Here is an 18,572-nt window from a genome sequence, read left to right on the forward strand (position 1 = left end):
CTTAAACACTTCTTTTGATATGCTTCATATATGTTTTTAGATTGGCATCTTCTTCAATCCTGTAGGTAATATTTCCCAGCTTAGATGTAGCAACTACACATACCCCTGGACCATGTCCGCTTGTAAAAGAATCACTGTGTACAACGACACCAATAGAAACGGCTCCTTTATAATAATGCGGTCCATAATGACAATCATGATCAATTATCGCAACAAAGTCTCCAAAACGAAGATCATTGAGTCCATGGATCTCATCGGCTCTTTCATCCTGTGTCATGATATCATAATCCCCTTCCATCAAGGTAGAGGAACCTAAACCAGAACCCATCAAATAACTAGGAACACTTGTCACAACTGGAAACGATACTTTTCCCTCTTCTTCAAGGATTGGCATGGCCATTAATAAATCTGGATCAATATTCATCATATGGATTTCTGGATAATCTAATAGCTTTAGCCCTTGCCCATATGCTTTTACAAGAATCGTTTCATTAGAATCCATTTCTTCCAAAACTTCTTTGTCCATATAAACCATTGTATGATCAACACCACCATGTGTTCCAGTTACATATCCTGTTTTTGATTTCATTGGTCCATTGATGATCTTTGCCTCATTTCCTACACAGGCAAATGTTTCTAAAGCATGATTTTCTTTGTCGGATGGATTGGCAAGAGAAATTCCCGGTTCAATATGATCACCAGCAATATTCATACAGCAATCACCGATTGCATGCGAATAGACGATACCTCCGGTTCCAATTGGCATGCGACCTTTTCCATCATATCCTACATAATACCCTTTAACTCTTGGATGATCGACACATCCAGTTACCGCTATTTTTACCAGCTCCTCTTTATTGTACTTTAACATTGTTAGCTCCTTTCTTTTGTCTCATGATTTCAAAGGCAATCACGGCTGTAGCGCTTGGCGTATCTAGTGCGTTTTTAAAATCTCGTCCATATTCAATCACAATATTTTGATTGGAGGCCTGAACGATCTTTGCACTTAATCCACGCAAGGCTCCGCCAATTGCCACACAACAAGTATTCGGATACTTTATCTCATAATGTGCTTTTGCCTGATTGCGATATGCGCAATAAAGTGGAATTTCGTATTTATGAACATACTCGACCAATTCTTCATCCGAATGGATAAAATATATCGGTAACCTTTCATATGCGCCAGCACTGGCTCTCAAGATGATGTTCTCACTCATTGACCAATCACGATATGGTAAGATCAATGCGTTACATCCAGAAGCATATAGAGAACGAATCAAGCTACCTAGATTATAAGGATCTTCCACTCCATTTACATAACACAAAAAGCCCTCGATCTTTTCCTGTAAAAAAGAATCTTCACGTTTGTCGGCTTTTAAAATCATCCCACCATGCGTTTTTCCGGTGGCAATTTCATCAATCACTTCTCTTGTACAAGTCTGTACTTTAACACCTTGTCTTTTCGCTAAAGAGATAATATACGCAAAATCTTTTGTCCTTTTTTTCTTATCCACATAAAGAATCTCACATCTGCGTTTTTGTTCCTCTAATACAGCCTTACAGGAGATGTTTCCTTCAATTATTTTTAACATAAACTTATTATAGTATTTAAAGACATTTTTTTCCATATATGATAGAATTACCCCGAGGTGTTTTATGCGATTTCAAATTACAGAAGAAATGAAAAAAAGGATCTTTGTGAACTCTTGTTCATTGATCATTCCTTTATTACTATTTATGTTTTTCAACCAATTCGAACAAATCAAAGACTTTGTGAATACAATTCTTGTGATCTGCTTTCCCTTTGTTTTTGGTGTAGCGATAGCGTTCTTACTATATAATCCACAAAATTGGCTGGAGAAAAAATTATTCGAGAACTCAAAGTTTTCCGCAAGTAAAAAGCGCTTGTTGTCAACATTATTGACATTCTTGATTGTTCTCGTTATTCTTGCCTTACTATGTGCAACAATCATACCTAGTATTATTGATTCCATCTTGACATTTGCTCAAAATATCAGCGATTATACAGAGAATTTTACACACTATGCATACACTATTGCTAATTCTTTGAATATTTCAACTCAAGATATCCAACTATGGACAGAAAATTTACGTATTGTTGAAACTTTAACTGATACAGTTACATCTACATTACCAAAACTAGCTACTTACTCTTATGGTTTTGTTCGCGGAATTATTAATTTCATTCTAGCTGTTGTGAGTGGTTTCTACATTCTTTTAGATCGTGAAAAACTCATCCGAGTAATCAAAAAATTGAACTATTCTATATTTAATCTAGATACTGCAAAAGGATTAAATTTTTGGATCATTGATGTTAAAACAGTTTTTGAACAATACATTGTTGGTAATATCATTGATTCTACAATCATTGGTATTACATGCTATATAGGAACCTTGATCCTTCAAATTCCATATGCACCAATGATTGGACTTATTGTTGGAGTAACCAACTTGATCCCAGTCTTTGGACCGTTCCTAGGTGCTATTCCTGTAATTGTCATATTGTTGTTGATCAATCCAATATCTGCACTTATCTTCGCTATATTTATCCTAATCCTTCAACAAATTGATGGTAATGTTATTAAACCAATTGTATTAGGCGATAAATTAGGTATGTCTGGATTCTGGATCTTGTTTTCTGTTACAATTGGTGGCGGATTATTCGGTGTTTTAGGTATGTTCTTGGGTGTTCCAGTATTTGCCTTATTTTATTCTGCTCTTCGTGAATATTCTAACTTACGTTTAAAATCAAAACATCTAGAAATATAGACAAAGCTCGTACATGTAATCGTACGAGCTATTTTGTTATTTTGATTTCTTCTTTCTAAAACTAGGAAAACAGTTGTGATAACTGCTGCTAATATAATGATCCACATTACCATATTCTTCTGTTTATTTGTTTTCACATCATATTTCTTAGTATCTGTCCTATCCTTTTCAATCGTTGTTGTACCACTATCCATTTTTGTCTTTGCAGTGAAAGCACCTTTTACATCCGTTACTTGATAAGTTACTTCATATTTGCCAGGTTGACTTTTATCTGCTGTATTATTAGTAACAATAATTTGTTCAATCAAAGTTCCATCTTCAGTATCGTAAGCTATTACATCTTCTAAAGGATTCGAAGGAGCATCAACAGCTAACACTTTATCATCTGCTTCAATCGTTGGAAGATCATTAACCTCTGTTGGAGGAATTTCTTGCGGAGCATTGGCATCCAAAACTAATGGATAATTGATCACAGAATCATCAATTTAAACATATCCTGTTGAAAAATTATATGTATAATCTGCACCTTCAATCAGTTCTTGTCCTACCTTAGTAATTGTGATTATGGAAGGAAGATATAATCCGTCTTCAGGTGTCAAAGTAAAATGATAAACTGTATTACAAGGCATAACTAAATATGTACCATTATATTGCGCTAAAGAAGAAATATCAGATTGATTATAAGTAAACACATCATCTGAATAATACGCATAATTATTTGATTTGGTTGATTATATAATTCCTAACTGGTATAGCTTAAATTACTAAAAGTTAAACCCTGGATATTCATTTTCAATCCAAAATCACCTGTTGTGATCGAATTTATTTTACTATTAAAAATACCTCTGACAATAAATCCAGAATTAACAGTACTCATATTAATGGTACCTCCTAGATAAATTCCTTCTCCACCATTATTTTAAATATCATAGTTACCAGTGCCTATTCCAGCATTGTTGTTAAGTACAAACTTCAAAGTAGATTCCACAAAAACCGGTATTACCGAAAAAACATACAGCTCAAAGTTGCTACATAATTAATAAGAAATTTTATTATTTTCACCTCATACCCCCTCTTTGAATCATTCGAAAAGATGATTCAATTCATTCTTCTATGATAGTAATGTACTCAGATGAATCTAAATCTATTATCATAATGACGCTTTAACCAAATCATTTCCTGTCCTGATTTCATTCAAGTATGTATTAATATATGTGTCAAAATATTAAAGATATTAAAAACCATGTCATTTGTAATGAATACAAAGACATGGTATTTCATATTACTGTATATCTTTTAATATTCTTTCAATGCGATTTCCTTGTTCAAGACTTGTGTCCTGAATAAAAATAAGATCTGGCATTTTCCGGATTGTCATTCGTTTTGCTAAAGTTGAGCGAATAAAACCTTTTGACTGTTTTAAAATCTTCATTCCGGCATCATTACGTTCTTGTTTTCCTAAGAATGTTACATAAACTTTAGCTTGAGAAAGATCTCTAGTACATTGTACATCTGTCACAGTTACAAACCCTAATTTTGGATTTTTTAAATCAAACTGAAGAATATTAGAAATCTCTCTTTGAAGAATCATATCAAGTCTTTCATTTTTAACTGTCATGATTACACTTCCTGATCTTCATAAGCCTCAATGATATCATCAACTTTAATATCATTATAATTTTCAATTGTCATACCACATTCAAAGCCATTTTGAACTTCTTTAACATCGTTTTCAAAGCGTCTTAAGGATCCAAGTTTACCATCATAAATGACGATACCTTCACGAATCAAGCGTACCTTACAGTCACGTTTAATGTGCCCATCTACAACTTTACAGCCGGCAATTGTACCAACTTTTGAAACTTTATAAATCTGACGAACTTCAGCCTGCCCAATAACAACTTCTTCATAAACTGGAGCAAGCATACCTTTCATAGCAGATTCTAATTCTTCCAAAGCTTTATAGATGATGTTATGAAGACGAATTTCGATACCTTCTTCTTCCGCTTTTTTACGGATTGCTGCACTTGGACGAATGTTGAAACCATAAATAATCGCATTTGAAGCACTCGCTAATAAGATATCAGATTCAGTGATCGTACCAACAGTGGAACGAATGACATTCACACGTACTGTATCAACTTCTAATCGTTCCATACTTGCTTTTAAAGCCTCTGCACTACCTTGAACATCTGCTTTGATCAATACATTAATTTCTTTTACGTCACCTTCATCAATCTTCTTGGCAAGATCTTCCAAAGACATAGCGCTTGTTGCATTGCGCTCTTTTTCGATTTGTTTTTCAAGACGATGAGAAGCAATTTCCTGTGCCTTTTTATAGTTATCGTAAGCCATGAACACATCACCAGCTCTAGGAACATCATTTAAACCTATAATTTCTACTGGACAGCTCGGTTCAGCCTTTTTAATTTCCATTCCCTTGTCATTTGTCATCTTACGAACACGTCCATAAGAAGTACCTACAACAATGCTATCACCAGAATGTAATGTACCCCTTTGTACTAATAAAGTTGCAACAGGACCTCTACCTTTATCCAATTTTGCCTCGATGACCGTACCACTGGCGAGCTGATCGGGATTTGCTTTTAATTCTGCCATATCCGCAACTAATAGCACTGTTTCTAACAAATCTGAAACTCCTGTTCCCTGCTTTGCGGAAACATTCATGAAGATCGTATCTCCACCCCATTCTTCAGGCATGATACCAAGTTCTGCCATTTCTGACATAATACGATCTGGATTAGCACCTGGTTTATCAATTTTGTTAACTGCTACAACAATAGGAACACCTGCAGCTTTAGCATGGTCAACAGCTTCTTTTGTCTGTGGCATGACACCATCATCTGCAGCAACAACAATAATAACGATATCAGTTACTTGAGCACCACGAGCACGCATAGCCGTAAATGCTTCATGTCCTGGTGTATCAAGGAAAGTAACTTTACGTCCTTTTAAAGAAACCTGATATGCACCAATGTGCTGTGTGATCCCACCAAATTCTCCACTTGTAACATTGGTTTTACGAATCGTATCCAATAATGTTGTTTTGCCATGGTCAACATGTCCCATGATCGTCACAACTGGAGGTCTTGGAACCATTTTCGAATCATCTTCTTCGATATTGCCAATTTGTTCTTCGATATCATCTTCGTCGATGATCACTTCTTTATGAACTTCAACACCAAACTCCATGCAAATCAATTCAATGTCATCATCGCTCAATACGGTATTGATCGTAGACATATTTCCCATCATGAACAAGAATTTAATTATTTCGGAACTGTTTTTATGGAGTAAATTTGCCAACTGACCAACTGTTAAAGAATCACTATATGTAATTTCTTTTACAGCTTCAACTTTACGAGGAGCACTGTTTGTGTTCTTGTGTTTATTAGGTCCTTTTTTACTAGGTTTTCTTCTTGGTCTATTGTTATTTGGCATGTAAAGTCACCTACCCTTTCATCTCTTCCATAATGGCTTTAGCAAAGCCATCTTCACATATCGCCAAAGAATTAAATGAACGATGACTAATCTGATCAAATAATTCTGGTTCAACTTCAAGCCATGGGACATTGTAAAATGTACATTTGTCTTTTAACTTTTTTTTGCGATTTTGACCACATTTTGTACTAATCAAAACCAGCTTTGCCGTTGTTTTTTGGATGCTTGGAATTAAAGCATCTCCCAAAACAACTTTTCTTGCTTTAAAGGCAAATTGAATCAAAGATACAGCCTTATTTTTCACGAACTAACTCCAATAGCTCGTCATAAACCGATTCGGGAATTTCAGTCTCTAAAGCCTTGGCTAATGCTTTATTCTTTTTCGCTTTCAAGATCGTTTCCTCACTTTTTTGAACATAAGCACCATGCCCATTCTTTTTCCCAGTTAGATCCACGACAACTTCTGATTCTGGTGTTCTTACAACTCGGATTAATTCCTTTTTAGGAAAACGCTCCTGTGTAACAACACATTTTCTCATTGGTATTTTTCTCATATTTACCTCTAATCGTAGTACTCATCATATTCTTCATAGTCAACATCATCATCCCAGGCATTTTCTTCTTCATATTCTGCCTCTTCGATTTCTGCTAACTCTTCTTCTGAATAGATTGGCTTCATCTGTTCAAACATAGCTTTTTTCTTCTGAAGCTCTTCTTCTTTTTGTTCGTCTTTTGTTTCTGCATGTGTTTCTTCGACTTTCTTCTTAGGTTTAGAAACTACCTGCTCGCTCTTATTGCTGGCATCGGCAAAGTTTTCAAATTTAGAAGTATATTCTTTGATGTCGGCAGCTGTTTTTTCTTTGCGCTTTTCTTTGGCAATACGAGCTGCTTCTTCCATCTCATCTAATTCTGTTTCTCTTTCTTTTTCAAATAGAGTTGTTGTATTCTGATGGATTGGACCTTCAACTTCTTCATAAGTTGTTGTGTCGATATCATCATCGTAGTCAAAATCAGCTACATCCACATTTTCAATTTCGATCTCAGAATGTTTAAGTTCCTCAATCTTCTGCTGCTGTTTATACGCACGTTCTTTTGCCTTTTTCGCTTCATATTCTTCTTGAAGTTCTTTAGCAATGGTCATGTAATCAATACCTAATTCCTGCATTTCACTTTCTGATTTGATATCGATCTTGCGATTTGATAATTTAACCGCAAGGCGAGCATTTTTACCACGTTTACCAATTGCTAAGGATAATTGAGAATCTGGTACAACAACGATCAAACCATCTTTTACATTTTCATTTGGAATGACCGCAACAGCTTCACTTGGACTTAATGCATTTTCAATCAACTCAGAGATATTATCGCTCCATTCAAAGATATCGATCTTTTCTCCGTTTAACTCGTTGATGATCGTTTGGACACGTGATCCACGAGGCCCAATACAAGCTCCAATAGGGTCGATGTTCTCATTGTGAGAATACACGGCAATCTTACATCTTTCACCAGGATCTCTGGCAATTGCTTTGATTTCTATAATTCCATTATAGATCTCTGGAACTTCTCTTTCAAATAAGCGACGTACAAACACTGGTGTTGCACGAGATACTAAAACTTGTGCTCCTTTTGTTTCTTTGTTGACTTCTGTAATGACAACCAACAATTTCTGTCCTTCATAGTATTTTTCAGTTGGGATTTGTTGTGATTTTTTTAACATTGCCAATGTTTTCCCGATGTTGACGATTACAAACTTTTCTTCAACAGTTTCAACGACACCCAATACCATTTCATCAAGCTTATCGCAATATTCTTCATACACTTGTGCCTTTTCAGCTTCACGAATCTTTTGTTTCATGACATTTTTTGCCAAAACAACAGCTGCGCGATCAAATGTCGTAAAGTCTACTTCTTCATTGACAAAATCATCCAGCTGGATGTTCTTGTTTACTTTTCTTGCATCTTCCAAAGAAATTTCCAATTCATCGTCTTCCACATCTTCAACGACCTTACGCTGATGATAAATGTGAATGATACCGTCTTCAATAACAACCTCTACATAAGCATCTGGAATTTCAATGTGTTTTCTGTAGGCTTTGGTTAATGCTTCTCGTAAAGCATCCTCTACGATCTCACTTGATAATTGACGATCATTTTCAATTCCCTGCAAAGCTTTCTGTAATGTGTCTACTTTTAATTTCATACTTATCTCCCTTACAATTTTACCGCTGTCATAATCACATTAATATTGTTACGATCGATCTCTATTGTCTTATTTCTTGTCTTCTCTTTATACGCAACTATGATCGAATCGTCATTTACTTCTTTAAGATCACCCAATACTTGGTCAAGACCTTGTTTTGGATCAATAAGCTTAACGTATACATATTTACCAATCGCATCGCGAAGCTGCTGGTCCGTCTTCAATTCTCTTTCTGCACCTGGAGAACACACTTCCAACATATATTCTTTCGTATACCAATCTTTATTATCTAATAGAGTTCCAATTACATCACTACACATAGCACATGTATCAAGATCCATTGTTCCATCTTGTTTTTCAACTGAAATCTGCAAGATAGGTGGATTTTGATTTGTCAGCCATTCTATATCATATAGCACACAATCTTTTTCATTTAATACTGGCTCGATCCATTCTTTAAGAATATCTAGATTCATTCGTTCTTCCTTTCCAAAATTAAGGAGTGGTTTTACCCACTCCTTTTGTTTCTATCGATATTAATTTAACACAACCTCTATGAATATTCAAGTAGAATCAATGAAAAACTACTCTGTTTCAATCAATCCATATCCACCATTGTGGCGTCTATATACAACTGCGATCTTCTCAGTTTCATCATCTGTATAAATGAAGAAATCATGTCCTAACAATTCCATTTTCATGATTGCTTCATCAAGGCTCATTTCAACAGGAACAATCGATTTTGTCTTAACTAATTCATCTTCTTCCTCATTATATTCATTGAAGATTTCATGATCGATAAAAGCTGCTGCCAAAGATTCTTTATTCTTTCTTGTTAAACGAGTCTTCTGACGACGAATCTGGTCTTCAAGTTTATCAACAACTTTATCAATAGCGCTATATAGATCATCATCTATAACTTCAGCACGCAGGATCGCATGCTTAGTTGGAATTGTAACTTCTATTTTTTGTTTTGTTGGATACGTACGAACCAATACATTGGCTGTATCATCTTCTCCAATGATAAAATACTTCGCTAAAGTATTTAATTTCTTTTGAATCTTTTCAGAGATTCCTGGTGTAACTGTAATGTTTTTTCCGACAATATTAACTTTCATAAGAATACCTCCTTAGCTATATTGTTCTTCTGATTAGATTATAACACCAATATTCTTGAATTCACAATTTCGTGCCTTATCAATCCAAAATGTTCAAATATTCAACCATCTTTTCCAAAGGTAATTGACCAGGCGCACTGGATGTGGTAAGGCTGCAGAAAGTATATTCGCTGTCAAACATTTCACCTATGATGCGAGAAATCATACCCATATCAGACATGGAAATCGCACATTTTTTTGAAATTGTCTTATGCTCATAACAAGACAACAACAATGTTAAAACATCTTCTTTGCTTTGTGGCATGCAGGCAACTTTTTCAATATATGGCTGATAGATATCCATCTGTTTCCAAATTTCATTTAGATTATCTGGTGTCTTGTTAAAGTTATGGTAACTGATGATACAGCGATCCAGATACTGCTTAAACCTTGTATCTTGAAAATGTTGTAAATGTAAAAGCTCCAAATCAACGATCACATCCGGAACTTGAAAAAGCTCAATGATCTTTTTTTCATAAACCGCATGATCCATATCGGCTTCTCCACCATCCTGTTTACTACGAAGTGTAAGAATGCATTTTTTCTTGGCGTGAGCTACAAGTTGAATTAGATCTTCGATCTTATATGCCTTGGCACGATCAAGACGAATCTCAATCAAATCACACGCACTTTCATTCATCGCTTTTAACTCTTCAAGAGCATCATTTAAATTTAAATAGAAAAAAGGACATATTATTTTCATAAATCTTCACCAAAATCATTTTAACACAATTTTGAAAAAAATTATGAAAACACCTTGAAAATAACATGTAAATAGGTTACAATGCACTCATGAAAAAATATATAAGTTTTCGATTTACAATCTAATTCCTTAAGAAAAATCAAACGATGTGTTGATTCTTTTTTTGAGGCTTATACAAGAGCATTTCATGCATGAGATGCTCTTTATTTTTTCAAGAAGGAGAGTTTTATGCAATATGGATTAATTGGAGAACATCTAGGACATAGCTTCTCAAAAATGATTCATGAAAAGTTTGGCTACTATCATTACGATTTAAAAGAGATCTCAAAGGATCATATCGTAGAGTACTTTAAAGAACATCCTTTTAAAGGAATCAATGTGACGATTCCCTATAAAGAAATTGCCTTTAAAGCCTGCGATCACCTTGATGAACAAGCCAAATCCATTCAGGCCTGTAACTGTATCGTAAACAAAGATGGAAAACTCTATGGACACAATACAGATTATGATGGCATCGTTGAAACATTTAAACACTTTGATATCGATCTAAAAGATAAAAAAGTCCTTATTTTAGGAAAAGGCGGCGCCAGCAAAGCTTTTGAAGCTGTTTGTAAAGACCATCAGGCTGCTATAGTGCAAATCGTCTATTACAAACCATATCCAGGATGTATCACATATGAAGATGTACAAAGATCTTATTTAGATGCTGATATCTTGATCAATGCCACTCCAGTTGGGATGGCCATGCATTCCAATGCATCCCCTATAGATCTTTCGCCTTTTACAAATCTTGAATTTGTCTTCGATGCGATATACAATCCACTGAATACAAAATTGATCCAACAGGCAAAAAAATTAAACATTCGCTGTACCAACGGATTGCTCATGTTAGTGGCACAAGCCAAATATGCAGCCGAATATTTTCTCAATCAAAAAATAGATATGGATCTAGATTCGCTGGTTGACACGATCATCTTACAAACATGCAACTTAGTTTTTATTGGAATGCCTAGCTGCGGTAAATCAACGATATCTAGACAGCTAGCCAATAACCTGCACAAAGAGTGGATCGATCTTGATGAAGAGATTGAAAAAGAAACGGGAATGAAGATTGCCGAAATATTTGAAAGATATGGTGAAGATAGATTTCGCAACTTTGAAACACAGGTAACATTTAAAAACTGTATCAAAAACAATGTTGTCATTGCCTGTGGAGGTGGAATCATACTTAGAAAAGAAAATATTGAAGCCTTATCTCAAAATGGTATCATTATCTATCTAGATAGACCTTTAGACAACCTCATTAGACATGATCCATCTAGACCTAAGCTAAAAGAAGGAATCCATACACTGTATAAAGAAAGAAAAGATCTTTATGAAAAAGCCTGCGATATCAAAATAAAAAACGATAAAACGATTCAAAAAACGATGCAGATATGCATAGAAAGTTTAAAGAATAAGAACTTATATAAAAAATTTAAATAAAGGAGTGAATGAATATGATTATTACATTAAAGAAAGAAGCACCAAAACAGGAAGTTGATAAATTATTAAAGAAATTCGAGAATATGGATCTACAGGTAACCTTGATTCAAGGAGCCAATTATAATGTCTTTGGTTTAGTTGGAGACACTAGCAAGGTGGATGAAAAAAGTGTACTAGCCAACCCTATCGTATTTAATGTACAGCGAGTTGCCGAGCCATACAAACTTGCCAACCGTATGTTCCATCCTGAAGATACTGTTGTTGATGTCAACGGAATCAAAGTTGGTGGAAATAAGATCGTTATGATTGCCGGACCATGCAGCGTTGAAGGCGAAAATCAAATCTGTCGTATCGCTCAACAAGTTAAAGATGCAGGTGCATGTATGTTGCGCGGTGGAGCTTACAAGCCTAGAACAAGCCCATATGCTTTCCAGGGAATGGGAACCAAAGGAATCTTAGCTTTAGACAAGGCAAGAAAACTTACTGGTTTACCAATTGTTTCTGAATTAATGGCCGTTGAGCATTTAGATGAATTCGTAGAACATGTGGACGTGATCCAAATTGGTGCCAGAAATATGCAAAACTTTGATTTATTAAAAGCCGTTGGACGAACAAAGAAACCAATTCTTTTAAAACGCGGACTTGCCAATACAATCCAGGAATGGATCATGGCTGCTGAATATATCATGTCTGAAGGCAATCCAAATGTTATCTTCTGCGAAAGAGGAATTCGTACATTTGAACCATATACCCGTAATACATTAGATCTTAGCGTTGTTCCAATTATTAAAGAAAGAACACACCTGCCTATTATCATTGACCCTAGCCATGCTGCTGGAGATTGGAAACTGATTGAAAGTTTATCTTTGGCTGCTATTGCTGCAGGGGCAGACGGATTGATCATTGAAGTACATGATGATCCTGCTAATGCATGGAGTGATGGATCTCAGAGCTTAAAACCAGAAAAATATGCAGCCTTAGTTGAAAAAGGTAAATTGATTGCCAAAGTGATCGGACGTACATTATAAAAGAAAAACAGTATCTGAAACTTACATCAGATACTGTTTTTCTTTACCTTCTTCAATTAAATCCAGTCTTCGTTTATAATCTGGCATGACCTTGGACAATATTTCATAAAACTGCTTTGAATGATTTGGCTCTAAAAGATGAACGAATTCATGACAAATCACATATTCGACAAATTCAACAGGATAATGAACCAATTCAAAATTAAGAGTAATATAATTAGATTCTGGATGACAGATTCCCCAGCTTCTTTTCATCGTACGAACCTTTAAAGTTGGCTTATTTAAAGAATATTCTTTGAAGCGTAATAACGTCATATCCATAATATCCTCAAAGACTTCTTTTGCGTATCGATTTAAAAATTCTTTAAACACCAATGTTGCATCAGCACTCGGTTTTGTTTGAATAATGATTTCATCCTCGCATGTTGTAATATGATTGGTCTGCCCCTGTGCCTTTTTTATTTTAAAGCTCTTTCCAAACAATCGTATCATCCCTGAATGACTTTGTACTTTGATTTTATCGGTATATTGTTTCACAAATTGTTTGATTGTATCATCGCTGCAAAAGGGATCTGCATGTACGACCAACTCACCCCCTGGAGCTATGCTCATGCGAATACCTTTTCGTTTTGATACTTTTACTACATAATCAATTGAGTCTATCTTCTGTTTCTTCGCAATGTCTGACATATGATGAGCCTCCTACTTCCCTTTGCTCCATTTGTCCCCTTAACGTGCGTGTTAATAATATAACATATGTAAAAGTAAATTAATATATGTAAATTATGAAAAGTTTTATGATAGAATGACAAAGGTGATCTTACATGTATAACAATCCATATCCTTATTCATCAGATAACAAACGTTATTATACGATGAACTATTATTTTCAAACAAAATACCACAAAAAGGTCGCAAAAGTACCATTAAATGCTGGATTTACATGTCCAAACCGCGATGGAACCAAAGGCAATCATGGCTGTACTTTTTGTTCCGCAAAAGGGTCTGGTGATAGTATCCTTGCCTTCTTTCAAGATTTAAATACACAATACCAGCAAGGCTTAACAAGAATGCGGTCTAAATGGCCTGATTGTCTTGGATTTGCCTATTTTCAAGCTTATTCCAACACCTATGCAGATCTAGACGCCTTAAAAGAAATCTATGATCCTTTTATAAAAGATCCTACAGTTACCGGTATTTCGATTGCGACTCGTGCTGACTGTCTTGATGATGAAAAGCTTGCTTATTTTGATTCTCTAGCCAAACATAAAGAAGTTTGGATTGAGCTGGGTCTTCAAAGCATTCATGAAAAAACGATGCAAATGTGCAATCGGCAACATTCTACTCAAATCGTTGAAGATACTGTTAATAAATTAAAACAAACCTCGATCAAATCCTGTGTTCATATCATGAATTCATTGCCATATGAAACCAAAGAAATGATGTTAGAAACTGCACGCTGGATTGCCAACTGCAAGCCGGATGCGATCAAAATACATATGTTGCATATACTACAGGGTACACAGATGGCATTACAGTTTTTTAATGAAAAATTTTCCCTTTTATCAATTGAAGACTATGTGGATATCGTAATTCGACAATTGGAAGTTTTACCACCGGATCTGATCATTGAAAGGCTCACCGGAGATGGTATGGCAAATGATTTGATCGAACCGCAATGGACGATCAAAAAAACCATCGTATTAAATGAAATTGATAAAGAGATGGTAAGACGAAATACCTGGCAGGGAAAATATTACAAAAAATAGGATCGCAATGACGATCCTATTTTAGTTCAAGACAATAATAGTTTTTCTTTCCTCTACGAATAATAGAGTAATTTTTTACACATACACAATGATTATCTGAAGTCATCATATAATCTGGATCTGTGATCTTCGTACCATTAACCATGATTGAATTTCCTTTGATCCATTCTCTTGCCTCACGACGACTTGACGCAATTCCACTTTCCACCAATGTTTCTAACAGTGTTTTTCCCTGTTCACAATGAAGTTTTTCCATGTTGCGGATCGCATCTAATTTTTGATCATCCGTTAACTCTTGAATCTTACCTTTGAATAATGCTTCAGTAATCTTTAATGCACAATCCAAGCCTTCCTGACCATGAAGATCTCGTACAACTTCGCTGGCAAGTGTTTTCTGTGCTAAGCGTTTATGTGGCTCATTCTGCAAAGAAACTTCCAATTCTTCAATTTGTTCTCTTGTAAGGAAAGTCAATTTCTTCAAGTATTCGATGACTTTACGATCATCAGTATTAAATAAGAATTGATACAATTCATAAGGAGATGTTTTACTTGCATCCAACCATACTGTTCCAGATTCACTCTTACCAAATTTCGTTCCGTCCGCTTTTGTAATCAAAGGCATTGTTAAACCATAACATTTAACATCCGCTCCACATTTTTTACGAATCAATTCAAGTCCTGAAGTAATATTTCCCCATTGATCCTGTCCACCAATCTGCAAAGTACAATTCTTTTCCTGATATAAATGTAAAAAGTCTAAAGACTGAAGGATCATATAAGAAAATTCTGTATAACTGATACCTGTATCAAGACGTTTTTTAACAGTTTCTTTATTGATCATGTAATTAACATTAAAAAACTTTCCATAATCTCTTAAGAAATCAATCACAGAAATATCTTTGGTCCAGTCCAGGTTATTAACCATCTCAAATCCCCAAAGCTTTGAAATTTGTGCATGCAAGGCATCATAATTAGCCTTAAGGGTTTCCTGGGTCAACATATTTCTTTCGCCAGTTGCCTTTGGATCTCCAATAAATCCAGTAGCTCCACCAACCAACATAATTGGATGATGTCCGTGTTTTTCAAGACGTTTTGCCATTAACAAAGAAGAGTAATGTCCAATGTGCAAACTATCCGCTGTTGGATCGGTCCCAATATAAAATGTCAGTTTTTCATTATTGATCGCATCTTTTACTTCTGGACTTGTAATATTATCTACAAGGCCTCGCCATTCTAATTCTTCAAACAGGTTCATATTCATTCCTCCTAATAAAAAAACGCCCTTAATAAGGACGTTATAAACGCGGTACCACCTTACTTCATGTATGTTCACATGCACTCAAACCTTTAACGCAGGTATACGTCATATAATGAAGCTCCAAGGTGTATTCCATAGGCTCAATCAAGACTTTTCACCAGCCAGTCCTTCTCTACACACGAACTCCTATGTACTATTTCTCTTCGTTGCGATATGCTTATTATACATGATTAATTTTAAAAGGCAATATAGAAAATTGAATCATTTTAATATCATAAGATAAAAAAGAACCTCACATTGAGGTTCTAATTTTATACTAGTTTGCGACGATATTAATGACCTTCCCTTTAACAACAATAACTTTGCGAATTGTTTTTCCTTCAATTTGACGTTTTACTGTTTCAAGTTCCAATGCCTTTTCTTTTAATTCGTCTTCCTGTGTTCCAACTGGAACATCAAATTTACCACGAACTTTTCCGTTTACCTGTACCACAATGGTTACATTTTCTTCCACTAGAACGGATTCATCATATGTAGGCCATGGTTCATAAGCAATAGATTGATCATGTCCTAATTTTTGCCACATTTCTTCACCTAAATGCGGTGCATAACAAGACAATAGTTTAACGAATCCTTCGGCATATCCTTTATAAAGTGTTTTTGCCTTATAAGCGTCATTAATAAAGATCATCATCTGCGCAATGGCTGTGTTTAAACTAAGTGTTTCAATATCATTCGAAACTTTCTTAACGGTCGCATTATACACTTTATCCAATTCATGATCGTTTTCTTCAGTTACTTTACCACTTTCAACGATCAAGCGATATACTCGTTCCAACCATTTACGTGAACCTTCAACACCCTGTTCGCTCCAAGGTTTGCTGGCTTCCAATGGTCCCATGAACATCTCATATAAACGAAGGGTATCCGCACCATATTTTTCAACAACATCATTTGGATTCACGACAAATTCAGGGAAACGTTTTCCCATTTTGATGCCGTTTGCGCCCAAAATATATCCCTGATGAACAAGCTTTTTAAAAGGTTCTTTAACAGGTACCAATCCTTTATCATATAAGTAGTTTGTCCACATTCTTGAATACAACAAGTGACCAACCGCATGTTCTGGACCGCCAATATATAAATCGACTGGCATCCAGTGTTTCAATAATTCATAATCGGCGAATTCTTTGTCATTATGTGGATCGATATATCGCAAGAAATACCAGCTGCTTCCCGCACTGCCTGGCATAGTACTTGTTTCGCGTTTTCCCTTTTTACCATCAATTTCCACATTGACCCAGGAATCCGCTTTTTCAAGTGGACTAGCTCCTGTTTTGCTAGGAGAATAATCTTCAAGTTCAGGAAGGATCAAAGGTAGTTGATCATCACTTAAGGCAATCATATCCCCATCTTCCATATGTACGATAGGAATTGGTTCTCCCCAGTAACGCTGACGGGCAAAGATCCATTCACGTAAACGATAGTTCACATGTTTCTTTCCACAGTTGTGTTCTTCTAACCAATCGATCATCGCATTGATCGCATCTTCTTTATTTAATCCATCCAAGAATCCGGAATTGATATGAACACCATCCTGTGTCCATGCTTCTTCTTCAATATTTCCACCTTCTAATACAGGAATGATCTCAATACCAAATTTCTTGGCAAATTCATAGTCTCGTGTATCATGTGCAGGAACAGCCATGATAGCCCCTGTACCATAAGATGCCAATACATAATCGGAAATCCAAATTGGAATTTCTTTTCCATTTACAGGATTGATTGCATAAGCCCCAGTGAATACACCCGTTTTATCTTTATTTAACTGTGTTCTTTCCAATTCAGATTTAGTCGCACAAGCTGCTTTATACGCTTCTACTTCTGCTTTTTTATCCTCTGTTGTTATCATATCGATCAAACGATGTTCTGGTGCTAAAACACAATATGTAGCGCCAAACAAAGTATCACAACGTGTCGTAAAGACAGTAAAGCTTTCCTCATGACCAGCAACTTTGAAATCAACATGAGCTCCAATTGATTTTCCAATCCAGTTACGCTGCATTTCCTTTGTGGATTCAGGCCAGTCAATCTCATCTAAGCCTTCCAACAAACGATCAGCATATTTTACAATATCGATGACCCATTGACGCATGTTTTTGCGAACGACAGGATAGCCTCCACGCTCACTTTTTCCATCAACTACTTCATCATTAGCTAATACGGTTCCAAGTTCCTCACACCAGTTAACTGGCATTTCTACACATTTAGCTAAACCATCTTCAAATAGCTGTTTAAAGATCCACTGAGTCCATTTATAGAAATCCGGATCACAAGTAGATACTTCTTTGGTCCAGTCATAGCTAAAACCTAACATTTTTAATTGTTTAGTAAAGACTTCAATATTATGTTTTGTAAATCCATCTGGATGATTTCCTGTCTGGATCGCATATTGTTCAGCTGGCAAACCAAAGCTATCAAAGCCCATTGGATGCAATACATTATATCCTTGCATTCTTTTCATTCGACATACGATATCGGTTGCAGTATAACCCTCAGGATGTCCGGCATGAAGACCCACTCCAGAAGGATATGGGAACATATCTAATGCATAGTATTTTGGCTTAGAAAAATCATGTACATCTGTATAGAAAGTTTGATTTTCATCCCAGTAATTTTGCCATTTCTTTTCGATTTCTTTGTGGTCAAAGCTCATTTTC

20 protein-coding genes and 1 other annotated feature are annotated in these 18,572 nt (G+C 35.5%); of the genes, 4 read left to right on the forward strand and 16 right to left on the reverse strand.

Features of this window, described 5'->3' with window-relative positions; all coding sequences use genetic code 11:
- Position 1 precedes the first annotated feature (1 nt).
- Both HMPREF0367_RS03085 and HMPREF0367_RS03090 read right to left on the reverse strand, forming a co-directional pair.
- Positions 2 to 871 carry a DUF4438 domain-containing protein gene (locus tag HMPREF0367_RS03085; RefSeq protein ID WP_035401089.1) on the reverse strand — a complete coding sequence of 290 codons (870 nt, stop codon included), beginning with the start codon at positions 869 to 871 and terminating at the stop codon, positions 2 to 4.
- Positions 855 to 1,592: a TrmH family RNA methyltransferase gene (locus HMPREF0367_RS03090; RefSeq protein ID WP_035401146.1), complete on the reverse strand. Its 738-nt coding sequence runs from the start codon at positions 1,590 to 1,592 to the stop codon at positions 855 to 857. The genes HMPREF0367_RS03085 and HMPREF0367_RS03090 overlap by 17 nt, the downstream gene beginning before the upstream one ends.
- Before the next feature lie 64 nt (positions 1,593 to 1,656).
- Here HMPREF0367_RS03090 and HMPREF0367_RS03095 point away from each other — a divergent pair, with 64 nt between their 5' ends.
- Positions 1,657 to 2,790 carry an AI-2E family transporter gene (locus HMPREF0367_RS03095; RefSeq protein WP_035401148.1) on the forward strand — a complete coding sequence of 378 codons (1,134 nt, stop codon included), beginning with the start codon at positions 1,657 to 1,659 and terminating at the stop codon, positions 2,788 to 2,790.
- On the opposite strand, the gene HMPREF0367_RS09975 is transcribed toward HMPREF0367_RS03095, so the two are convergent.
- The 11 genes from HMPREF0367_RS09975 to aroD form a co-directional block, all read right to left on the reverse strand.
- Positions 2,730 to 3,263, reverse strand: a complete 534-nt coding sequence (locus tag HMPREF0367_RS09975) for an immunoglobulin-like domain-containing protein (RefSeq protein ID WP_051335147.1) — start codon at positions 3,261 to 3,263, stop codon at positions 2,730 to 2,732. The genes HMPREF0367_RS03095 and HMPREF0367_RS09975 overlap by 61 nt on opposite strands.
- Before the next feature lie 12 nt (positions 3,264 to 3,275).
- Positions 3,276 to 3,482, reverse strand: coding sequence for a hypothetical protein (locus HMPREF0367_RS03105; protein WP_035401090.1), 207 nt, complete (start codon positions 3,480 to 3,482; stop codon positions 3,276 to 3,278).
- A 50-nt stretch (positions 3,483 to 3,532) separates the two neighbouring features.
- On the reverse strand, positions 3,533 to 3,667 hold the full coding sequence (locus HMPREF0367_RS10800; protein WP_262359505.1) for a hypothetical protein: 135 nt from the start codon (positions 3,665 to 3,667) through the stop codon (positions 3,533 to 3,535).
- 405 nt (positions 3,668 to 4,072) lie between these two features.
- Positions 4,073 to 4,408, reverse strand: a complete 336-nt coding sequence (rbfA, locus tag HMPREF0367_RS03110) for a 30S ribosome-binding factor RbfA (protein ID WP_015535259.1) — start codon at positions 4,406 to 4,408, stop codon at positions 4,073 to 4,075.
- A 2-nt stretch (positions 4,409 to 4,410) separates the two neighbouring features.
- Entirely contained in the window at positions 4,411 to 6,252 is a 1,842-nt protein-coding gene (infB, locus tag HMPREF0367_RS03115; protein ID WP_035401092.1) for a translation initiation factor IF-2, read from the reverse strand.
- Positions 6,253 to 6,262: 10 nt separating this feature from the next.
- On the reverse strand, positions 6,263 to 6,556 hold the full coding sequence (locus tag HMPREF0367_RS03120) for a L7Ae/L30e/S12e/Gadd45 family ribosomal protein (RefSeq protein ID WP_022355292.1): 294 nt from the start codon (positions 6,554 to 6,556) through the stop codon (positions 6,263 to 6,265).
- Positions 6,546 to 6,806, reverse strand: coding sequence for an RNase P modulator RnpM (rnpM, locus tag HMPREF0367_RS03125; RefSeq protein ID WP_022355291.1), 261 nt, complete (start codon positions 6,804 to 6,806; stop codon positions 6,546 to 6,548). Before rnpM ends, HMPREF0367_RS03120 begins: the two co-directional genes overlap by 11 nt.
- A gap of 8 nt (positions 6,807 to 6,814) precedes the next feature.
- Complete coding sequence (nusA, locus tag HMPREF0367_RS03130; RefSeq protein ID WP_035401095.1) at positions 6,815 to 8,452, reverse strand: transcription termination factor NusA; 1,638 nt, start codon at positions 8,450 to 8,452, stop codon at positions 6,815 to 6,817.
- 11 nt (positions 8,453 to 8,463) lie between these two features.
- On the reverse strand, positions 8,464 to 8,928 hold the full coding sequence (locus tag HMPREF0367_RS03135) for a ribosome maturation factor RimP (protein WP_015535264.1): 465 nt from the start codon (positions 8,926 to 8,928) through the stop codon (positions 8,464 to 8,466).
- A 108-nt stretch (positions 8,929 to 9,036) separates the two neighbouring features.
- The gene (gene hpf, locus HMPREF0367_RS03140; RefSeq protein WP_022355290.1) at positions 9,037 to 9,570 is read right to left on the reverse strand and encodes a ribosome hibernation-promoting factor, HPF/YfiA family; all 534 of its coding nucleotides are present in this window, start codon (positions 9,568 to 9,570) and stop codon (positions 9,037 to 9,039) included.
- Between the two features lie 79 nt (positions 9,571 to 9,649).
- Positions 9,650 to 10,312 (reverse strand): type I 3-dehydroquinate dehydratase, encoded by a 663-nt coding sequence (gene aroD, locus HMPREF0367_RS03145; protein ID WP_035401098.1) that lies wholly within the window; start codon positions 10,310 to 10,312, stop codon positions 9,650 to 9,652.
- A 228-nt stretch (positions 10,313 to 10,540) separates the two neighbouring features.
- Here aroD and HMPREF0367_RS03150 point away from each other — a divergent pair, with 228 nt between their 5' ends.
- Positions 10,541 to 11,797, forward strand: a complete 1,257-nt coding sequence (locus HMPREF0367_RS03150; RefSeq protein ID WP_035401100.1) for a shikimate kinase — start codon at positions 10,541 to 10,543, stop codon at positions 11,795 to 11,797.
- A gap of 14 nt (positions 11,798 to 11,811) precedes the next feature.
- Positions 11,812 to 12,825 (forward strand): 3-deoxy-7-phosphoheptulonate synthase, encoded by a 1,014-nt coding sequence (gene aroF, locus HMPREF0367_RS03155; protein ID WP_035401102.1) that lies wholly within the window; start codon positions 11,812 to 11,814, stop codon positions 12,823 to 12,825.
- A gap of 21 nt (positions 12,826 to 12,846) precedes the next feature.
- Here the strand turns inward: aroF and HMPREF0367_RS03160 are convergent, their stop codons facing one another.
- Positions 12,847 to 13,515, reverse strand: a complete 669-nt coding sequence (locus tag HMPREF0367_RS03160; protein ID WP_022355286.1) for a M48 family metallopeptidase — start codon at positions 13,513 to 13,515, stop codon at positions 12,847 to 12,849.
- Between the two features lie 134 nt (positions 13,516 to 13,649).
- Between HMPREF0367_RS03160 and mnmL the strand changes: the two genes are divergently transcribed.
- Complete coding sequence (gene mnmL, locus HMPREF0367_RS03165) at positions 13,650 to 14,594, forward strand: tRNA modification radical SAM protein MnmL/YtqA (protein ID WP_035401104.1); 945 nt, start codon at positions 13,650 to 13,652, stop codon at positions 14,592 to 14,594.
- A 16-nt stretch (positions 14,595 to 14,610) separates the two neighbouring features.
- On the opposite strand, the gene tyrS is transcribed toward mnmL, so the two are convergent.
- Both tyrS and leuS read right to left on the reverse strand, forming a co-directional pair.
- The gene (tyrS, locus tag HMPREF0367_RS03170; protein ID WP_022355284.1) at positions 14,611 to 15,849 is read right to left on the reverse strand and encodes a tyrosine--tRNA ligase; all 1,239 of its coding nucleotides are present in this window, start codon (positions 15,847 to 15,849) and stop codon (positions 14,611 to 14,613) included.
- 30 nt (positions 15,850 to 15,879) lie between these two features.
- Positions 15,880 to 16,068: a binding site (T-box leader), on the reverse strand.
- 100 nt (positions 16,069 to 16,168) lie between these two features.
- Complete coding sequence (gene leuS, locus HMPREF0367_RS03175) at positions 16,169 to 18,568, reverse strand: leucine--tRNA ligase (protein ID WP_035401107.1); 2,400 nt, start codon at positions 18,566 to 18,568, stop codon at positions 16,169 to 16,171.
- Positions 18,569 to 18,572: the final 4 nt, after the last annotated feature.

It is taken from the genome of Faecalitalea cylindroides ATCC 27803, assembly GCF_000469305.1.
Classification (GTDB): Bacteria; Bacillota_I; Bacilli_A; order Erysipelotrichales; family Erysipelotrichaceae; genus Faecalitalea; species Faecalitalea cylindroides.